The following is a 17,713-nucleotide window of genomic DNA, read 5'->3' on the forward strand; positions in this document are numbered from 1 at the left end:
CCCGGCCGGGGTGACCCGGACCACCCGTCCACGGGCTTCGGCCGGCTGGGGTCGATCGTCTCGTCATTGCTGTAACCGTGGCCGATCGTACGACCGATACGCGATTCTCGTTGCACTGTGTCCTAACGAGGGTGGCCCGGCGAGGGCGGCCCGACGAGGGGAGTCGTGGTGGACGACCGGCGCGAGACCGTACGCCTGCTGGAACCGGACGGAGCCGTCGTGGCCGGCGTGGAGCTCCCGGCGGCCGAGCGGATCCTCGAGGGCTACCGCGCGCTGGTGCGGGCCCGGCGGCTGAACGAGCAGGCCGGCGCGCTGGTGCGGCAGGGGCGCCTGGCCGTCTACCCGTCGTCGCGCGGGCAGGAAGCGTGCCAGGTGGCCGCCGCGATGGTGCTCTCGGACGCCGACTGGCTGTTCCCGACCTACCGCGACACGGCCGCGATCGTCGCCCGCGGCGTCGACCCGGTCGAGGTCCTCACCATGCTGCGCGGGGACCGGCACTGCGGCTACGACGTCGCCGCCCACCGGGTCGCCCCGCAGGCCACCCCACTCGCGACCCAGCTGCTGCACGCCGTCGGGGTCGCGCACGCGGCCCGGCTGAAAAACGAACCGAGCGTCGTGCTCGCCCTGTGCGGGGACGGCGCCACCAGCGAGGGCGACTTCCACGAGGCGCTGAACTTCGCCGCGGTGTTCCGGGCGCCGGTGGTGTTCCTGGTGCAGAACAACAAGTACGCGATCTCGGTGCCGCTGGCGCAGCAGTGCGTCGCGGCGAGTCTGGCCGACAAGGCGATCGGCTACGGCATGCCGGGGGTGCGGGTGGACGGCAACGACCTCGCCGCGCTGCTCACCGTGCTCGACGAGGCCGTCGACCGGGCCGGTGCGGGCGACGGGCCGACCCTGGTCGAGGCCGACACCTACCGGATCGAGGCACACACCAACGCCGACGACGCCGGTCGCTACCGCGACGAGGCCGAGGTCGCCGGCTGGCTCGACCGGGACCCGCTGCGGCGGGTCCACGCGTGGCTGTGCGCGGCCGGTCACCTCGACGCGACGGCCGAGCGGGAGCTCGCCGACGACGCCGAGCGGATGGCCGCGGCGCTGCGCACCGGGATCGCCGAGGAGACCCCCGTCGACCCGGACGAGCTGTTCGCGCACGTCTACGCCGACCCCACCCCGCAGCTGCGCGAGCAGCGCGACCTGCTGCGCACCGAGCTGGAGGCGACCCCGTGAAGCGCACGATGGCCGAGTCGATCAACACCTCGCTGCGGGACGCGATGACCGCGGATCCCACGGTCGTCGTCTTCGGGGAGGACGTCGGCGCGCTCGGCGGCGTCTTCCGGGTCACCGACGGGCTCACCGCCGACTTCGGGCCGCAGCGCTGCTTCGACACCCCGCTGGCCGAGTCCGGCATCGTCGGCACCGCGGTCGGGATGGCGATGAACGGACTGCGCCCGGTCGTCGAGATGCAGTTCGACGCGTTCGCCTACCCGGCGTTCGAGCAGATCGCCTCGCACGTGGCCAAGTTCGGCAACCGCACGTCGGGCCGGGTGCGGCTGCCGATGGTGATCCGGGTGCCCTACGCGGGCGGGATCGGCGGCGTCGAGCACCACTGCGACTCCTCCGAGGCGTACTACGCGCACACCGCCGGGCTCACCGTCGTCACCCCGGCCACCAACGCCGACGCCTACGGCCTGCTCCGCGCGTCGATCGAGAGCCCGGACCCGGTGGTCTTCCTGGAGCCGAAGCGGCACTACTTCACCAAGGAGGAGGTCGACGCCGACCTCCCGGTCCCGCCGATCGGGCGGGCGGTCGTCCGCCGGTCCGGTGCGGACGCGACGCTGATCGCCTACGGCCCGTCGGTGCCGGTCGCGCTGGCCGCCGCCGAGGAGGCCGCACAGGACGGGGTCGACCTCGGCGTCGTCGACCTGCGCTCGATCGTCCCGTTCGACGACGAGACGGTCTGCGCCCAGGTCCGCCGGACCGGGCGGGCGGTCGTCGTCGCCGAGGCGCCCGGGTTCGCCTCGGTCGCCTCGGAGATCGCCGCCCGGGTCTCCGAGCGCTGCTTCCACCACCTGGAGGCACCGGTACGCCGGGTGACCGGGTTCGACGTGCCGTACCCGCCGCCGAAGCTGGAGCACCACCACCTGCCCGGCGTGGACCGGGTGCTCGACGCCGTCGACGCGCTGGGCTGGGAGTACGCCGCATGAGCGCTGCACAGGTGTTCGACCTGCCCGACCTCGGCGAGGGACTGACCGAGGCGGAACTGGTGCGCTGGCTGGTCGCCGTCGGCGAGGTCGTCGGGATCGACCAGCCGGTCGCCGAGGTGGAGACGGCCAAGGCGATGGTGGAGGTGCCCTCGCCGTTCGCGGGGACGGTGCTGACGCTGCACGGGGCGGAGGGGGCGACCCTGCCGGTGGGCGCCCCGCTGCTCACGGTGGGCGAGCCCGGGGCGGAGCCGGCGGGGGAGACCTACCGCGAGGAGGATCGGGCCGGGTCGGGCAACGTCCTGATCGGGTACGGGACCGCCGGTACGGGTGGGTCCCGCCGACGCCGGCGCCGGGGAGCCAGCGGGGCGGTGCCCGGATCAGTCGCTGACGCGGAGCCGGTCACGTCGCCCGCGACCGGGCCGGTGCCCGGCGAGCGGGTCCCGGCGCAGTCCCCCGTGGTCCGCAGGCTGGCCCGCGACCACGGCATCGACCTGGCCGAGGTGATCGGCTCCGGGCCGGGCGGGATGGTGCTGCGCCGTGACGTCGCGCGGGCAGCGGTCCGGGCCGACGATCCCGCAACCGGCAGCGCCGAGCCGGCGACCGGTGCGGGCGGGACCACCCATGCAGTCGAGCCTTCTCCCGCCGGGGCCGGAGCCGCCTCCCGCGGAGCGGGTAGCCCGGCAGCCGTGCCCGGCTCCGACCAGCGCACGGGGCTCGCCATCCGCGAGACGGTGCCGATCCGCGGGGTCCGGCGTGCGGTGACCGAGAAGCTGACCCGCAGCCGTCAGGAGATCCCCGAGGCCACCACCTGGGTCGACGTCGACGCCACGGACCTGCTCGCCCTCCGCCCGCAGCTGGCCGGGGCCGACGGCCGGCCGGTCGGGCTGATCGCGATCGTGGCCCGGTTCGTCGTCGCGGGCCTGGCCCGGTTCCCGGAGCTCAACGCGCGGGTCGACACCGGTGCCGGCGAGATCGTCCACCTCGACGGCGTCAACCTGGGCATCGCCGCGCAGACCGACCGCGGGCTGGTGGTTCCGTCGGTCGCCGGCGCGCACCGGCTCGGCATGCGCGGTCTCGACACCGAGATCCGCCGGCTCGTGACGGCGGCCCGGGACGGGTCGGTCCCCGCGGCCGAGCTGACCCGCGGGTCGTTCACCCTGAACAACTACGGTGTGCTCGGGGTCGACGGCAGCGCGGCGATCATCAACCACCCCGAGGTCGCGATGCTCGGGATCGGCCGGGTGCTGCCGCGGCCGTGGGTGGTCGGCGGCGAGGTCGTGCCGCGGTCGATCGCGCAGCTGTCGCTGGTGTTCGACCACCGGGTGTGCGACGGCGGCACCGCGGGCGGGTTCCTCCGGTTCGTCGCCGACGCGGTCGAGTCACCGCTCTCGGCGCTCGCCGATCTCTGAGCCGTCGGCCGGCAGCGTCGTCCAGGCCGGGTACTTCGGGGGCCGCCCGTCTCCCGAGGAACGGCCGCGCAGCCGTCGTCCGACCCAGGGCAGGACGTGCGTGCGGTAGTACGTCAGCTCCGCCGACACCCCGCGCGCGACGTCGCCCGCGGCGCCCGCCGCCGGCAGCGCGCCCCGGGCCCCGAGCGCGTCCAGCACCAGCCCGGCCGCGCGCACGTGCCCGGGCGTCGCCAGGTGCAGGCGGTCCGGTGCCCAGTAGCCGGGACGGCGGATCTCGGTGTCGCCGAAGACGTCCACCAGCGTCAGCCCGTGCTCGTCGGCGAGGGTCCGGGCCATCGCCGTCAGCGCCGAACCGCGCCGGTTCACCATCCGCCCCAGCGGTAGCCGCGCCGAGGGATCGGCCCCGCTGAGCAGCACCAGCCGCACCCCGGCCTCGGCGCAGCGCCGCACCGCGTGTGCGGTCAGCTCACCGAGCCGCGCCAGATCGGTGCGCGGGCGCAGCATGTCGTTCCCGCCACCGTTGAGGGTGATCAGCGTCGGGGCCGGGTCGAGGGCGAGTGCGGCCTCGAGCTGCTCGGAGACGACGTCGGCGAGCAGCTTCCCGCGCACGGCGAGATTGGCGTAGCGGACCGGTTCACCCGCTGCCCCGGCCAGGCCGGCGGCGACCCGGTCGGCCCAGCCGTGGGGCACGCCGTCGGCGTCCTCGTCGCCGACACCCTCGGTGAAGCTGTCCCCGATCGCCGCGTACCGCACCCGGCCCATGATCCGCGCCGGCGCGCCCGGGGCCACCCGCGGGGGTGGTGAGCCCTGTTACGCTGGTCCACGTGCGCGGTCTGATCATTATCCGGCGCGCCGGCTGAACCCAGGTCGCCGGCGCGCGATCCGCGCTGCCGTACCGGACCTGGCCGGATCCCTCGCCGTCCGCGATCGCCAGGAGATCCGATGACCACGCTCGCCGCCACCGAGTCGACGAACGAGTCCACGACCGAGTCCGCACCCGCCGGGCACCGCTTCACCCTGCTCGTCACCGACGGGACCGACGGGCTGACGAAGGTCCTCACCACCCTGCGCTCCCGCCGCTACGCCGTGTGCGAGCTGCGGGCCGACCTGTCCGGCGACGTCGGCCGGGTCGAGGTCGGCGTCGAGCCGGACGGTCGTGACCCGCAGCTGCTGCTGGAGCAGCTGCGCCGGGTGATCGCGGTCGTCCGGGCCGAGCACGGCTGAGCCCGCGAACCGGTGTTCCGGCTACTCCCGGGGCCGGAGCCGGGCGTTCGGTAGCTCCGGTGCCGGCAGCGTCGACGCCCACGCGTCCGGGAACGTCCCGAACCGGCCGCCGCCCGGCCCACCGGCGGCCCGCTCGGCCTGCCACTGCTCCCGGTAACCGGCGATCTCGTCGTGCGAGGAACCGATGAAGTTCCACCACATGACGATCTGCTCGCCCAGCGGCTCCCCACCGAGCAGCAGCACGCGGGCACCGTCGTCGCCGGCCCGCAGCTCCAGTGTCGACGAGCCCGGCGGGAGGTAGAGCAGCTCCCCGGAGGCCGCCGTCGTCCCGTGCACGCGAACCGATCCGGTGTCGACCAGCACGCCGTGCTCGAAGCTCTCGGCAACGGTGAGCGACAGCCGGGCCGCGGCCGGCAGCACGATCTCCGCGCCCAGCAGCGGTGACCAGGTCGGCACCGGCGACGTCGCGCCGGCCAGCGAGCCCAGGAAGACCCGCAGCCCGCAGCCGTCGACCTCGGTCCGTGGCGGCGCGTAGTGCTCGAACGCCGGATCGACCTGCCGGTGCGCCGACGGCAGGACCAGCCACAGCTGTGCCCCGTGCAGCACCTCGGTGCCCGGCGTCGAGTGCTCCGAGTGCGCGATACCGCGCCCGGCCGTCATCAGGTTCAGCTCGCCGGGCCGCACGACCGCGTGCGCACCGGTCGTGTCGCGGTGCTCGATCTCGCCCGCGAACAGCCACGACACCGTCTGCAGCCCGGTGTGCGGGTGGCCGGGGACCGACATGCCGCCGGTACCCGCGACCGGGTCCGGGCCGTAGTGGTCGACGAAGCACCAGGCCCCGATCAGGGACCGGGCCCGCCGCGAGAGGGTCCGGCGGACGGTCATCGCCCGCGGCCCGCCGAGCGGGACGTCGCGTGGTGTCACCAGCTCGACGGCCGGGGCGTCGCCGCCGCAGACGACCTCTTCGGGCGCGATCTCGACGTTGCTCACGACTGCTCCTCGGGGGCGGCCCGGCCGTCGGCGTCGCGCACGGGCACCGGGTGCCGGGACAGGATCGAGATCCGGTTGAAACTGTTGATGGTGATCGAGGCCCAGATCAGCATCGAGGTCTCGTCGTCGGTCAGGTCCTTGCGCACGGCGGCGTACTGCTCGTCGTCGAGGTGCGGCCCGGCCGTCGACGTCACCGTCTCGGCGATCGCCAGCGCGGCGCGCTCGCGGTCGTCGTACAGCTCGGAGTCGCGCCACGCGGGCAGCAGCGCCAGCTTCTGCGGGGTCACCCCGGCCGCCGTGCCCGCCCGCCAGTGGGTGTCCAGGCAGGTCTCGCAGCCGTTGATCTGCGAGACCCGCATGTTCACCAGCTCGAGCAGCGCGCGGTCCAGACCGGCCGCGGTGGCCTGCTCGCGGACGACCTTCACGACGCGGGTCATCGCGGAGTACACCTCCGGCGACTGCCGGTCGATCCGTACCCGGGTGCTCACCGCAGCGCCTCCTCCACGGTGGCGATCGCGGCCGGGGTCACCGGGTCCACGGCGTCGGTGACGTCGTCGTGCGACCCGACCCACTTGCGCACGTAGGGGCACACCGGGACGATCCGCTTCCCCTCGTCGCGGGTTGCGGTCAGCGCGGAGCGCACCAGCGTGCCCGCCAGGCCCCGTCCGCCGTACTCGTCACCGATCTCGGTGTGGTGGAAGATCCGCCGGTCGCCGTCGTCGATGTAGAGCAGCGACCCGACCCGGGTGCCGTCCAGTGCGATCTCGTAGCGATGCTGCGCGGGCTCGTGGGTGACCACCGGCTGCTCGTTGTCCGACATGACTGATCCAACCACTTCTCCGGGTGCGGTGTTCCCCTCACCCGGCGGTCCGGGGGCCGAGCCGCGGCGGGCAGCCCTCCTCGGTGGCCGGTGCCCGCAGCGCGTTCTCGATCACCTCGGGCAGTGCCGGGTGGATCCAGTACTGCACGTCCGCCAGCCGCTCCGCGGTGGCACCCAGGGCCATGGCCTGCACGAGCTGCTGGACCAGGGTGGACGCCTGCGGGCCGAGCACGTGCGCGCCCAGCAGCGTCCCGTCCGGCGCGGCGAGGACCTTGCAGAAGCCGCGCTCGTCCTCCATCGCCCAGCCGTAGGCGACGTCGCCGTAGTCGTGCATGCCCACCCGGTACTCCAGGGCCTCGTCGCGGCACTGCTGCTCGGTGCGGCCGACGGTGCCGATCTGGGGGACGGTGAAGACGGCGGCGGGGACCAGGTCGTGGTCGAAGGCGCGCAGGTCACCGGGGTGTGCCAGGTTGTGCCGGACGATGTCGGCCTCGTGGTTGGCGACGTGCTTGAGCGGGTGCGCGGTGGCGATGTCGCCGAGCGCCCAGACCCCCTCGGCGGTGGTGCGGCCGTGGGCGTCGACCCGCACCCGGCCGTCGTCGTGGGTCTCGATCCCGGCCAGCCCGAGATCCATGCGGTCGCTGTTGGGGGTGCGGCCGGCGGCGACGAGGAGACGGTCGGCGCGGATCTCGGTGCCGTCGTCGAGGTGCAGCCGGACGTCCCCGGCGGCCCCGGTGACCTTGTCGACCGAACGTCCGGTGTGGACGGTGAACCGTTCGTGCGCGGCGGCGGTGAACCGTTCGACGATCGTCTCGTCCATCCCGCCGAGCAGGGTGTCGGTGGCCTCCACGATCGTGACCTCGCACCCCAGCCCGCCGAAGACGTGCGCGAACTCGGCCGCGATGTAGCCGCCGCCGATGACGGCGAGGTGCCGGGGCAGCTCGCCGATCCGCATGATCGTGTCCGAGGTGTCGAACGGGACGCCGGAGTCGGCCACCGGGGGCGGCACCACCGGGCGGCCGCCGTCGGCGAGCACGATCCGGTCCGCGGTGAACCCGGCGGTCCCGCCGTCGTGCAGGTCCACGGTCAGCGCCCGCGGCCCGGTGAACCGGGCGAACCCCTCGTGGACGGTGCCGTGCTCGCGGCGGTGCTCGCGGCCGTCGTCGCCGATCGGTTCCAGCCTGCTGAACACCCGGTCCCGGATGTCGGCCCAGCGGACCCGCTCGATGCGGGCGTCGACGCCGAAGCGGGCCGCCGAGCGCACCGTCTCGGCCACCTCCGCGGTGTAGGCGAGCATCTTCGTCGGGATGCAGCCGACGTTGAGGCAGGTGCCGCCGAAGCGCGTGGCCTCGACGTGCACGACGTCCAGACCGGCGAACCGGTCGTCGACGACGGTGTTGCCGGATCCGGTACCGATGACGGCGAGATCGTGGTGGGCCACCCACCCGAGGCTAGAAGCGGTGGGCGCTCCCCGCGCGCCGACGACGCCCGGACGTGATGCGTCCCGATTCGGATTCAACACAGCAGAGACGTGGCGTCAAGCTGCTGTAGAACTTAAACCGGATCGTGTCACCGACCGAGAGGGGGCGACGACGATGACGTCGCCGAACAGCAGTACCCAGGACGCACGCAGACTCCGCGCGGTCGCGTGGATCGTCGGGATCGCCACCGTCGGGCTGGTCTTCGACGGGTACGACCTCGTCGTCTACGGAACGCTCGTGCCGCTGTTCCTGCGCGACCCGTCGCAGATCGGGCCGGTCGACGCGGCCGCGGCGGGCGCGCTCGGCAGCTACGCACTGGTCGGTGTCCTGGTCGGTGCGCTGATCGCCGGGTCGGTGGCCGATCTCGTCGGACGCCGGAAGGTCATGCTGACCTCCTACGTCTGGTTCTCGGTCGGCATGGCGGCGACCGCGTTCACGACGACGACCGGCGCCTTCGGCCTGCTGCGGTTCCTGACCGGGGTCGGCGTCGGTGCGCTGGTGGCGACGACCGGGGCCCTGGTCGCCGAGTTCGCCCCGCCGGGCCGCAAGAACCTGTGCACCGCGATCGCCTACTGCGGGGTGCCGCTCGGCAGCCTCGTCGCCGCGTTGCTCGCGATCCTGCTGCTGCCGCTGATCGGCTGGCGCGGCATGTTCCTGATCGGCGCGCTGCCGCTGTTCGTCGTGCTGCCGCTGGCGATCGCGAAGATGCCGGAGTCGCCGCTGTGGCTGGCGTCGCGCGGCCGGCTCGACGAGGCCCGAGCGGTGTCCGACCGCACCGGTGTCGAGCTGCCGGAGATCGACCGGTCCGCCCCGGCCGCCGCCGCCCCCGTCGAGCGGGCCGGGTTCGCCGGGCTGTTCCGCACCCCGCACCTGCTCCCGACGCTGCTGTTCGGCTTCGTCAGCGCGGCCGGCCTGGTGCTGGTCTACGCGCTCAACACCTGGCTGCCCGAGCTGATGGGCCGGGCCGGGTACTCCGCGAACGGTTCGCTGAGCTTCCTGCTCGTGCTCAACGGCGGCGCCGTGCTCGGCGCGCTGGCCGCCAGCCGGATCTCCGACCGGTTCGGCCCGCGCCGGGTCGTCGCGGTCAGCTTCGCCCTCGGCGCGCTGTCGATCGCACTGCTCACCCTGGAGCTGCCGATCGGGCTGCTGCTCGCGTTCGTCGCGGTGGTCGGGCTCGGCACCAGCGGTACCCAGATCCTGATCTTCGGGTTCGCCTCCACGTACTACCCGACGCGGGTGCGCAGTGCGGGCGTCGCGTGGGTCGCCGGGTTCGGCCGGCTCGGCGGGATCGGCGGGCCGCTGCTCGGCGGGGCTCTCGTGGCCTCCGGGGCGGAACTGGACTCGATCTTCTACGTGCTCGCCGGGCTGGCCCTGCTGGGTGCGCTGCTCACCCTCGCGATCCCGGCCGCGCGCCGCGCCCTCGCGCCGGCCCGGGCCGACCGGACCGGCACGCCCGCGCCCGCTGCACCCACGCCCGCTGCGCCCGCTGCGCCCGCTGCACCCGCTGTGCCCGCTGTGCCCGCGCCCGCTGCACCCGCGCCCGTCGCTGCCACGACCCCCAGGGACTGACCCGCTCCGCGGGCGCGACGGACCCGGTGATCACCGGCTGAGGAGTGCGACGTACGCGTCGCGTGCGCAGCACTCCTCAGCCGACGATCACCGGGTTTCCGGGCGGTGGTTCGGATCTGCGGTGGTAGCGGGCTGACAGAGCAGCTTCTGCGTATCTATGATCGCGAACGCCCCGCAGTTCCGGAGCTGCCCCGATCCCAGGAGTGCTGTCGTGCAGACCCGATTCGTCCCCCGTGCCGTCGGCGCCGCCGTCCTCACGACCGCGCTGGCCGTGTCGGCCGGTTGCGGCGGGGGAGGCGCCAGCGGCGAGCAGACGCTCACGGTGTTCGCCGCCGCATCGCTGACCAGCACGTTCCAGCAGCTGGAGCGGGAGTTCGAGGCGGCGAACCCGGGCACCGACGTCACCCTGAACTTCTCCGGTTCCTCGACGCTGGCCCAGCAGATCGACCAGGGCGCCCCGGCCGACGTGTTCGCCTCCGCCGACCGCACCAACATGACCAAGGTGACCGACGCCGGCAACCACCAGGGTGAGCCCGTGGTCTTCGCGACGAACACGCTGCAGATCGCCGTCGCCCCGCAGAACCCGAAGGGCGTCGCCGCGCTGGCGGACCTGACACGGCCCGACCTGCGCACCGTGGTCTGCGCGCCGCAGGTGCCCTGCGGCTCGGCGACGGAGAAGGTCGAACGGGCCGCCGGCGTCGACATCCGGCCGGTGTCCGAGGAGCAGGACGTCAAGGCCGTCCTGCAGAAGGTCACCACCGGCAACGCCGACGCCGGCCTGGTCTACCGGACCGACGTGGCGGCGTCGGACGGGCAGGCCCACGGCGTCGACTTCCCCCAGGCCTCCGGGGCCGTGAACGAGTACCCGATCACGGTCCTGCGCAACGAGCGGAACCCCGACCTGGCGCGCACGTGGGTCGACTTCGTGACCGGCGACCAGGGCCGCCGGGTGCTGGAGGAGGCCGGGTTCGGCGCGCCCTGACCAGGCGCTGGTCAGCCGGACTCGACGACGTCCGACGCGGGTCGTCGCGGGGTCGCCGGGATCGGCACGCCGTGCCCCAGGCGCAGCACCATCTGCGGCGGGTGGGTCCCGCCGAGCAGCCGGCGCACCTGCTCGCGCACGTCGGGGACCTCGACCAGCTGGGCCACGAAGGACGCGGACAGGCCCTCGGCCGTCGCGGTCAGGAGTACCCGCTGCAGTGCCTCCCCGGCGCGCATCTCCTCCCGCGGACCGTCGGTGTGCACGCTGAGCACGGCGATCAGCGGATCCGACTCGAACGCGGCCGGCGCCGGACGCGGGTGGGCGTCACTGCCGAAGTCCCGCATCACCCAGGCCTGGTTCGGCGGCGGGCAGGGACCGCCCGCGAAGGCGGGGACACCGTCGTCGCGGCCGCCGTCGTGCCCGGCCCAGGCGGACATCTCGGCGGTGAACGCGGGATCGCCGGTCTGCCGGGCGTGCGCCTCGCGCGCCAGCCTGCCGAGCTCCGCCAGCTCGGCGCGGTCGGTCACCAGTTGCAGCCAGGCGCCCTCGTCGAACGCGGCGCGGCGCAGCGCGAACCGGGCGGGCCGGGTGATCGCGGTGTCCCGGAACGGCCGCCGGTTGGTGTGCCGGCGGGACACCGCGTCCAGCAGCCGTCGCTGCTCGGCGGTGATCCGGGCCGTCCCCCCGTGCCGGACGACGGCGACCAGGCCGGGGTCGCTCGGATCGGGGAAGCGGCTGACCAGCGGCCGGATCCCGGCCCCGGCCAGCGCGAGACGCAGCGTGCACAGCGCGGCGCCGCAGCCGATCCGCAGCTCACGGTCGGACGGGTCGGCGACCGGCACCCGCCGGTCGGGATCGATCCGCAGCTCGATCCGGTCCGGCCGCAGGCGGAACCGCCACGGCTGGCTGTTGTGCAGGGACGGCGCCCGCGTGGCAAGGGTGAGCAGCGCGGCGGTGGCATCGGCGTCGAGGCCGAGGGCTCCGGTCACCCACCCCTCGTCACAGGTCGCGTCCATGTCGGTCCCTCCCCCTCACGGCGGCGGTGCCCGCGCGCTCGTCCGGTCCCGATGGTGACGGCGCGGCGTCCGTCCGATCAGGTGCGAAGGTCCCGCGGTTCCCGGGCCGCGTGCCCTGCCCGCTGTTACCGGTGGGGAACCGTTGTGCGAGTGCCCGCAGCGGTGCCAGGTTTGCTAGCGGAAGGGCGGTGTGTGGTGGAGACTCCTGGCGAGCCCGAGCGGGGCGAGCTCGCGAGCCTGCTGTCCGGGCTGCGGCTCGACCAGCTGATCGGCGAGGTGCAGGAGCGGCTGGGCGAGATCGCGACGACCCGGCGTCGGATGCAGAAGCTGCTCGACGCGGTCCTCGGTATCGGGGCGGGCCTCGAGCTCGACGCGACCCTGGAGCGGATCGTCCGGTCGGCGGTGGACCTGGTCGAGTCCCGCTACGGCGCGGTCGGGGTGTTGGCGCCGGACGGCTCGATCTCGCGGTTCGTCGATGTCGGCCTCGACGAGGACACCCGGGCGGCGCTCGGCCGCCCGCCCGAGGGCAAGGGCCTGCTCGGGCAGCTCATCGTGGACCCGCGGCCGCTGCGCCTGGCGGATCTCTCGTCCCATCCGGCGTCGGTCGGTTTCCCGCCGAACCACCCGCCGATGCGCAGCTTCCTCGGCGTCCCGATCCGGGTGCGCGACGCCGTCTACGGCAACATCTACCTGACCGAGAAGATCGGGGCCGCCGAGTTCACCGCCGACGACGAGCTGATCCTGCGCGCCCTGGCCGCCGCGGCCGGGATCGCCGTGCAGAACGCGGCCCTCTTCGAGCAGGGTCTGCAGCGCCAGCAGTGGCTGGAGGCGGCCGCGGAGATCCGCGGCGAGGTGCTGGCCGGCACCGACGGGCCGGACACGCTCGCGCTCGTCGCGCGCCGGTGCCTGGAGCTGTGCCGGGCCAGCGGGACGCTGATCGCGCTGGGTCCGGACGGCGACGGTGAGTTCCACGAGGGCGCCACCGCGGGCCGGTCGTGGCCTCGGAGCGGTCTGGGCGGGACGTTGCTGCGCGACGTGGTCGAGGGCCTGCAGCCGGTGCTCGCGGACAGCTCGCGCGCCGTCGTCGACACCCCTGCCGACCTGGCGGGCGGCCCGACCGTCGCGGTCCCGATGCGGGCGGTCGAGCGGGTGATCGGCGTGTTGATCGCGCAGCGCGAGCCGGGTGATCTGCCGTTCCGGCCGGCGGAGGTGCCGCTGCTGGTCTCGTTCGCCGACCAGGCCGCGCTCGCCCTGGAGCTGGGGGAGAAGAACCGCGCGCAGCAGCAGCTGGCGGTGCTCGCCGACCGCGACCGGATCGCCCGCGACCTGCACGACCACGTCATCCAACGGCTGTTCGCGGTCGGGTTGAAGCTGCAGGGCATGCTGCGCCGCACCGCCGACGCCGACGTGCGGGACCGGGTGCAGCTGGCCGTCGACGAGCTGGACCACACCGTCCGCGAGATCCGCACGACGATCTTCGACCTGCACACCGCCGACCAGGGAGTGGGTGGGCTGCGTCGCCGGCTGCTCGACATCGTCGCCGACGTCACCGCCGAGTCCACGCTCGTGACCTCGGTGACCACCGGTGGGCCGGTGGACACGCTCGTCCCGGCGACCGTGGCGACCCACCTGCTCGCGGTGGTCCGGGAGGCGGCGACCAACACCGTCCGGCACGCCGGGGCGAGCACGCTGACCGTGACGGTGGAGGCCGGACCGGAGCTCACCGCCGAGATCGTCGACGACGGCTGCGGGCTCGAGGGGACCGACCGGCGCAGCGGGCTGCACAACCTCGCCGAGCGGGCCGCCGAGCTGGACGGCACGTTCACCGCGGGGTCACCGGCGACGGGCAGCGGTACGCGGCTGGTGTGGACGGTGCCCCTGCCGTAGGAGAAGGGCCGGTCAGTGCCTGCGGCGCCGCTCGGCGGCGTAGACCGCGGCCTCGGTGCGGCGTGCGTACCCGAGTTTGTGCAGCACGGACGACACGTAGTTCTTGACGGTCTTCTCGGCCAGGTGCAGCTCGCCGCCGATCTGCCGGTTGGTCAGCCCGTCCGCGACCAGCTCCAGGATCCGCTGCTCCTGCGGGCTCAGCGCGTCGTAGCGGGGGTCGGACTCCGCACCGGCGCTCTCGCCGTTGCGCAGCCGCTCCAGGACCGCGGCCGTCGCCTTCGGGTCGAGCAGCGACCCGCCCGCCGCGACCGTGCGGACCGCGCCCACCAGATCCACTCCGGCGACCTGTTTGAGCAGGTAACCCGACGCCCCGGCCATGATCGCGCCGAACAGCGCCTCGTCGTCGGCGTAGGAGGTCAGCATCAGGCAGGCGGGCGGCGGGTCGAGCGTGGACCGCACGTCCCGGCAGACGGTGACACCGTCGCCGTCGGGCAGCCGGACGTCGAGAATCGCGACGTCCGGGCGCAGCGCGGGCAGCCGGACCGCCGCCTGCGCGGCCGTGGCGGCCTCGCCGACCACCTCGATGTCGTCCTCCAGCTCCAGTAGCTGGGCCAGCCCCCGGCGCACGATCTCGTGGTCGTCGAGCAGGAACACCGAGATCGTCACGATCGCCTCCGCGTCTGGTCCGTCCGGTCCGAGGTTAGTGCCCCGGAGCTCGCCCCGGCAGCGCCCGAACGGCCCGCCACCGGGGGCGAAGGTCCGTGCCGGCCGTCACCGGCGGACGGGTCAGGTCCCGTGGACGAGGACGTCGGAGAGCCTGCGGCGCGGGGTGGCCGGCAGCTCGCGGTCGTCCGGGGCCTGCCCGATCCGGATCAGCAGCTGCGGGTGGTCGAGGGTGCGCAGCACCCGGGTGGCCAGCGTCCGGCGGGTTCCCGGTACCTCCAGTATTCGGGACAGCGGGCAGGTCGCGAGCCCGGCCCGGGTCGCGGCGAGCAGGAGGACACCGGCCGCCTCACCCGCGGCCAGCCGGGCCGGATCGTCGTCGGCCGGGGTGGTGAGCGCGACGATCGTCGCCCGGTCCTGCACGAGCGGCGACGACGGGAGCGACCCGGCGGGGAACCGGACGCCGATCTCCGGCTCGCGCGGCCACCGGGCGCCGGCCGGGACCGACTCGGCGCGCACACCGTCGCGGGAGTCGGCGTAGCGGCGGGTCCACACCAGCAGTTCGGCGGCCTGCCCGGGGCGCAGCCGCAGCTCACGGGCGGCCTCCTGCTCCAGCTCGGCGAGCCGGGTGCGGGCGGCCGGGTCGGTGACGGCGTGCAGGCCGACGCCGTACCGGGCCGCGCGGACGTCGAGCGCGGCCCGGGTGTGCGGGGCGATCACGCCGTCGGGGAACGGGCGCCGGTCGGTACGCCGGCGCCGCATCGCGCCGGCCAGGACCGCGTCCGCGCGGTCGGGTCCGCGCAGCGGCCCCCCGGTGAACACGACCGTCGCGAGGTGGTCGGTGTCCGCACCGGGGAACCGGGTGATGTCGTGCCCGATCCCCGCCGCGGCCAGCGCGACGTGCAGGCCTGCTAGGGCGGCCCCGCAGCTGACCAGATGATCGCGCCGGTCCGGATCGGTGAACGGCAGCCGCCGCACCGGATCGGAGTGCAGCTCGACCCGGCCGTCGGCGATCCGCCACCGCCACGGCTGGCTGTTGTGCACCGACGGCGCGAGCAGCGCGGCCGCGACGGCCTGGCGGACGGTGCCGGGCTGCGGCAGCCCGGTGGCCTCGTGCGGCGTGCGATCGGCCATGGTGTTCTCCTCGTCGGCGTCGGACACCAGCGTGCGCGGATCCGGGCCCGCCGGGCAGGGCCGACGGTCCCGGAGGCCGGGGACCACTGCCCGCTCTCGCCCCGCCGGGCCGGTGTGGTGCACCGGGCATAGTCTTCCGCGGTGGCCCACGAGGACGAACGCATCGCCCTGTTGCTCGACTACGAGAACCTCGCGATCGGCGCGCGGGACGGCCTCGGTGTCGTCCCGTTCGACTTCGGTCCGGTCGCCGACGCCCTCGCCGAGCGGGGGCGGGTGGTGGTCCGCCGCGCCTACGCGGACTGGTCGGCGTTCGACGAGGACCGCCGGATGATGGCGCGTGCCCAGGTCGAGCTGATCGAGATCCCGCAGCGGATCGGTGGATCGCGCAAGAACGCCGCCGACATCAAGCTCGCCGTGGACGCGGTGGAGCTCGCCTACGAACGCGAGTTCATCACGACGTTCGCGATCGCCACCGGCGACTCCGACTTCACCCCGCTGATGCACAAGCTGCGTGAGCTGGACAAGCGGGTGATCGGGATCGGGGTGCAGTCGTCGACGTCGGCGTTGCTGCCGCCGGCCTGCGACGAGTTCCTGTTCTACGACCGGCTGCCCGGCGTCGAACCGACCCGGGCGCCGCTGCCCCCGCGACGGCGCCGGGGCATGGCCCGGCCTCCCGCCGCCGCGGAGCCCACCCAGCCCACACCGTCCACCGGGTCCGCGCCGCCCACCGGGTCCACGGAGTCCACCGGATCCACGGAGCCCACCGACTCCACGAAGCCCGCGCCGGCGGTCGCCGCGGCGCCCGGCCCGTTCGGCGTCGCCTTCCGGGACGCGACGGACGGGACGGACGGGACGGACGACACGGCGACGACCGGCGCCGAGGAACGCGACGTCGCCGGACTCGTCGTCAGCACGCTGACCGGGCTGGGCCGCCAGGCGGACGGCCCGGTCGTGGCGTCGAGGCTCAAGCGGGCGATCCTGCGCAAGGACCCGACGTTCGACGAGAGCGACCACGGTTTCCGCGGGTTCGGCGAGCTGCTGCGCCACCTGGAGGGCCAGGGCGCGGTGACGCTGACCCGGGGTTCGGCGCAGGGGGACCCGGAGATCGGGATCCGGGACGACCCGGCCGCCGACCACGACGCGTTCGCGCAGCTGGTCGACGTGGTGCGGGAGCTGACCGCGGCCGGTGGCCCGCCACAGCTGAGCGGCTTGAAGGACCAGCTCCGCAAGCGGGTGCCGGGCTTCTCGGAGAAGCGCTACGGCTACGGCAGCTTCCTGTCGTTCGCGAAGGCGGCCCGGGCCCGGGAGCTGATCGGGATGGAGTGGCGCGACGATGCGGGCGACTACGTGCTGAGCCCGGTGTCCTGAGCTGATCCGGCCCCGCCCCGGTCGATGTCCGGGGCGGGGCCGGCGGGGGCGGGGTCAGCGCCCGGTGGCCTTGTGGGTCCCGCGCTGGAGCAGCTTCCCGGCACGGGAGGTGACCGCGCCGGTCACGCCGAACGCGGTCGCGACCGCGCCGGCGGCGACGCGGCTGCCGAACCGGATCGGGTTCAGCGGCCGGTAGACGCGGGCGGCGAGCTCGTCGAGCTGGATGGCGGCTCGCTCGCCGCCCTCGTGGAGCCTGCGGGCGAGTGCGACCCCGGTGTGGTCGAGATCGTCCTCGACGCGTCCGCTGACCCGGCCTGCCCGGTCGGCGGTGTGTACGGCGGAGTCCGCTCCGCTGTCCGCGACGGCCTGCAGCGTCGCGGCGGACCGCTCGGCGGAGGCGGCCGCCTCGCCGGTGACCTGCCTGCCGGTGCGCGCGGCGTTGCCGGCGAGCTGCTCGCCGGTGGCCTTCGCCGTGCCGGCCGCGGCCTTGCCCGCCTCCTTCGCGTCCTTGCCGGCGTCGGCGGCCCTGCGGGCCTCGGCCGCGACCGCGTCGGCGCCCTTCCCGGCGGTCTGCGCGGCCCCCGAGGCGGCGCTGTGGCTCTCGCCGGCCACCTTCTTCCCGGTGCTCCGGGCGTCCGAGCCGACCTCCCGCGCGGCGGAACCGGCTGTGTCGGCGGCCTTCGAAGCCGTGTCCTTCGCGGCCGTCCCGGTCGCGGAGGCGGTGGCCTTCGCCGCGGTGCCGCCGGTGTCGTCGGCGTTGGCCTCCACCGTCCGGCGCTCGCGCACCGAACCGTCCGTGCCGTACACCACGAGGTTGCCGCCCCCGCCGTTGGCGATGATCTCCACCGCCCGGGTGATCGCCTCGGCCTGGGTGGTCGTGCGGGCGCTCGGGCGCTGGGCGTCCTTCTTCTCGACGGCCCAGCCGTCCTCGACGGGCTTCACATGGCGGTCGGCCATGACGGTGCC

General features: G+C 74.6%; 17 protein-coding genes. 8 read left to right on the forward strand and 9 right to left on the reverse strand.

The window, feature by feature from the left end; translation table 11 throughout:
* Positions 1-168 precede the first annotated feature (168 nt).
* The 3 genes from JOF36_RS11325 to JOF36_RS11335 are packed head-to-tail and all read left to right on the forward strand — an operon-like array spanning position 169 to position 3,613.
* Positions 169-1,227 (forward strand): thiamine pyrophosphate-dependent dehydrogenase E1 component subunit alpha, encoded by a 1,059-nt coding sequence (locus JOF36_RS11325; RefSeq protein ID WP_372447376.1) that lies wholly within the window; start codon positions 169-171, stop codon positions 1,225-1,227.
* Between the two features lie 8 nt (positions 1,228-1,235).
* Positions 1,236-2,204: an alpha-ketoacid dehydrogenase subunit beta gene (locus tag JOF36_RS11330; protein ID WP_210035392.1), complete on the forward strand. Its 969-nt coding sequence runs from the start codon at positions 1,236-1,238 to the stop codon at positions 2,202-2,204.
* Positions 2,201-3,613 (forward strand): dihydrolipoamide acetyltransferase family protein, encoded by a 1,413-nt coding sequence (locus tag JOF36_RS11335; RefSeq protein ID WP_210026659.1) that lies wholly within the window; start codon positions 2,201-2,203, stop codon positions 3,611-3,613. The genes JOF36_RS11330 and JOF36_RS11335 overlap by 4 nt, the downstream gene beginning before the upstream one ends.
* On the opposite strand, the gene JOF36_RS11340 is transcribed toward JOF36_RS11335, so the two are convergent.
* Positions 3,584-4,402 carry an SGNH/GDSL hydrolase family protein gene (locus tag JOF36_RS11340; protein ID WP_307862323.1) on the reverse strand — a complete coding sequence of 273 codons (819 nt, stop codon included), beginning with the start codon at positions 4,400-4,402 and terminating at the stop codon, positions 3,584-3,586. The two genes, JOF36_RS11335 and JOF36_RS11340, sit on opposite strands and share 30 nt — an antisense overlap.
* 153 nt (positions 4,403-4,555) lie before the next feature.
* On the opposite strand from JOF36_RS11340, the gene JOF36_RS11345 reads away from it, so the two are divergent.
* On the forward strand, positions 4,556-4,837 hold the full coding sequence (locus tag JOF36_RS11345) for an ACT domain-containing protein (RefSeq protein ID WP_210026661.1): 282 nt from the start codon (positions 4,556-4,558) through the stop codon (positions 4,835-4,837).
* 21 nt (positions 4,838-4,858) lie between these two features.
* Here the strand turns inward: JOF36_RS11345 and JOF36_RS11350 are convergent, their stop codons facing one another.
* The 4 genes from JOF36_RS11350 to JOF36_RS11365 are packed head-to-tail and all read right to left on the reverse strand — an operon-like array spanning position 4,859 to position 8,088.
* Positions 4,859-5,827 (reverse strand): pirin family protein, encoded by a 969-nt coding sequence (locus JOF36_RS11350; RefSeq protein WP_210026662.1) that lies wholly within the window; start codon positions 5,825-5,827, stop codon positions 4,859-4,861.
* Complete coding sequence (locus tag JOF36_RS11355) at positions 5,824-6,315, reverse strand: carboxymuconolactone decarboxylase family protein (protein ID WP_307862324.1); 492 nt, start codon at positions 6,313-6,315, stop codon at positions 5,824-5,826. Before JOF36_RS11355 ends, JOF36_RS11350 begins: the two co-directional genes overlap by 4 nt.
* Positions 6,312-6,647 carry a GNAT family N-acetyltransferase gene (locus JOF36_RS11360; protein WP_210026663.1) on the reverse strand — a complete coding sequence of 112 codons (336 nt, stop codon included), beginning with the start codon at positions 6,645-6,647 and terminating at the stop codon, positions 6,312-6,314. Before JOF36_RS11360 ends, JOF36_RS11355 begins: the two co-directional genes overlap by 4 nt.
* Positions 6,648-6,684: 37 nt before the next feature.
* The gene (locus JOF36_RS11365; protein ID WP_210026664.1) at positions 6,685-8,088 is read right to left on the reverse strand and encodes a mycothione reductase; all 1,404 of its coding nucleotides are present in this window, start codon (positions 8,086-8,088) and stop codon (positions 6,685-6,687) included.
* A gap of 154 nt (positions 8,089-8,242) precedes the next feature.
* Between JOF36_RS11365 and JOF36_RS11370 the strand changes: the two genes are divergently transcribed.
* Both JOF36_RS11370 and modA read left to right on the forward strand, forming a co-directional pair.
* Positions 8,243-9,697 (forward strand): MFS transporter, encoded by a 1,455-nt coding sequence (locus JOF36_RS11370; protein ID WP_210026665.1) that lies wholly within the window; start codon positions 8,243-8,245, stop codon positions 9,695-9,697.
* A 211-nt stretch (positions 9,698-9,908) separates the two neighbouring features.
* Positions 9,909-10,679, forward strand: coding sequence for a molybdate ABC transporter substrate-binding protein (gene modA, locus JOF36_RS11375; RefSeq protein ID WP_307862325.1), 771 nt, complete (start codon positions 9,909-9,911; stop codon positions 10,677-10,679).
* Positions 10,680-10,690: 11 nt separating this feature from the next.
* On the opposite strand, the gene JOF36_RS11380 is transcribed toward modA, so the two are convergent.
* Positions 10,691-11,695 carry an Acg family FMN-binding oxidoreductase gene (locus JOF36_RS11380; RefSeq protein ID WP_210026667.1) on the reverse strand — a complete coding sequence of 335 codons (1,005 nt, stop codon included), beginning with the start codon at positions 11,693-11,695 and terminating at the stop codon, positions 10,691-10,693.
* Between the two features lie 192 nt (positions 11,696-11,887).
* Between JOF36_RS11380 and JOF36_RS11385 the strand changes: the two genes are divergently transcribed.
* On the forward strand, positions 11,888-13,582 hold the full coding sequence (locus JOF36_RS11385) for a sensor histidine kinase (RefSeq protein WP_307862326.1): 1,695 nt from the start codon (positions 11,888-11,890) through the stop codon (positions 13,580-13,582).
* Positions 13,583-13,594: 12 nt separating this feature from the next.
* Here the strand turns inward: JOF36_RS11385 and JOF36_RS11390 are convergent, their stop codons facing one another.
* Entirely contained in the window at positions 13,595-14,248 is a 654-nt protein-coding gene (locus JOF36_RS11390; RefSeq protein WP_210026670.1) for a response regulator, read from the reverse strand.
* A gap of 120 nt (positions 14,249-14,368) precedes the next feature.
* A complete protein-coding gene (locus JOF36_RS11395; protein ID WP_210026672.1) occupies positions 14,369-15,379 on the reverse strand; it encodes an Acg family FMN-binding oxidoreductase in 1,011 nt (336 codons plus the stop codon).
* A 141-nt stretch (positions 15,380-15,520) separates the two neighbouring features.
* Between JOF36_RS11395 and JOF36_RS11400 the strand changes: the two genes are divergently transcribed.
* The gene (locus JOF36_RS11400; RefSeq protein WP_210026674.1) at positions 15,521-16,747 is read left to right on the forward strand and encodes a PIN domain-containing protein; all 1,227 of its coding nucleotides are present in this window, start codon (positions 15,521-15,523) and stop codon (positions 16,745-16,747) included.
* 54 nt (positions 16,748-16,801) lie between these two features.
* Here JOF36_RS11400 and JOF36_RS11405 read toward each other — a convergent pair whose 3' ends face one another.
* On the reverse strand, positions 16,802-17,704 hold the full coding sequence (locus JOF36_RS11405) for a DUF2188 domain-containing protein (protein ID WP_210026676.1): 903 nt from the start codon (positions 17,702-17,704) through the stop codon (positions 16,802-16,804).
* Positions 17,705-17,713: the final 9 nt, after the last annotated feature.

The organism is Pseudonocardia parietis, from assembly GCF_017876315.1.
Lineage (GTDB): Bacteria > Actinomycetota > Actinomycetes > Mycobacteriales > Pseudonocardiaceae > Pseudonocardia > Pseudonocardia parietis.

Bases quoted from the DNA above. Each gene is read 5' to 3' on its own strand.
- JOF36_RS11360 (WP_210026663.1), bottom strand. From the start codon at position 6,647: ATGTCGGACAACGAGCAGCCGGTGGTCACCCACGAGCCCGCGCAGCAT.
- JOF36_RS11405 (WP_210026676.1), bottom strand. From the start codon at position 17,704: ATGGCCGACCGCCATGTGAAGCCCGTCGAGGACGGCTGGGCCGTCGAG.
- JOF36_RS11380 (WP_210026667.1), bottom strand. From the start codon at position 11,695: ATGGACGCGACCTGTGACGAGGGGTGGGTGACCGGAGCCCTCGGCCTC.
- JOF36_RS11330 (WP_210035392.1), top strand. From the start codon at position 1,236: ATGGCCGAGTCGATCAACACCTCGCTGCGGGACGCGATGACCGCGGAT.
- JOF36_RS11395 (WP_210026672.1), bottom strand. From the start codon at position 15,379: ATGGCCGATCGCACGCCGCACGAGGCCACCGGGCTGCCGCAGCCCGGC.
- JOF36_RS11370 (WP_210026665.1), top strand. From the start codon at position 8,243: ATGACGTCGCCGAACAGCAGTACCCAGGACGCACGCAGACTCCGCGCG.
- JOF36_RS11335 (WP_210026659.1), top strand. From the start codon at position 2,201: ATGAGCGCTGCACAGGTGTTCGACCTGCCCGACCTCGGCGAGGGACTG.
- JOF36_RS11345 (WP_210026661.1), top strand. From the start codon at position 4,556: ATGACCACGCTCGCCGCCACCGAGTCGACGAACGAGTCCACGACCGAG.